Annotated in this window: 1 protein-coding gene; it reads right to left on the bottom strand. The window is 66.5% G+C overall.

Translation table 11 applies throughout. The annotated features are described in order from the left end of the window. A partial coding sequence (locus J5M73_RS31675) for a PQQ-binding-like beta-propeller repeat protein (protein WP_207817050.1) occupies positions 1 to 242 on the bottom strand: 242 nt, incomplete at both ends.

Here is a 242-nt window from a genome sequence, read left to right as displayed (position 1 = left end):
CCTTGCCGGTGTTCTTGTCCAGGGCGATGACCCGGGCGTCGAGGGTGCCGAAGTAGATCTTGTCGCCGTAGATCGCCGCGCCCCGGTTGACCACGTCGCAGCACGGGCGAATGTTGTCCGGCAGGCGGTGGTTGTAGGTCCACAGGCGTTTGCCGGTCTTGGCGTCGAGGGCGAATACCCGCGAGTAGGAGCCGGTGACGTAGACCACGCCGTCGCGGACGATGGCCTGGGATTCCTGGCCG

It is taken from the genome of Pseudomonas sp. 50_B, from assembly GCF_017491625.1.
Taxonomy (GTDB): domain Bacteria; phylum Pseudomonadota; class Gammaproteobacteria; order Pseudomonadales; family Pseudomonadaceae; genus Aquipseudomonas; species Aquipseudomonas danubii.
This window is presented reverse-complemented; position numbering and strand designations above follow the sequence as displayed.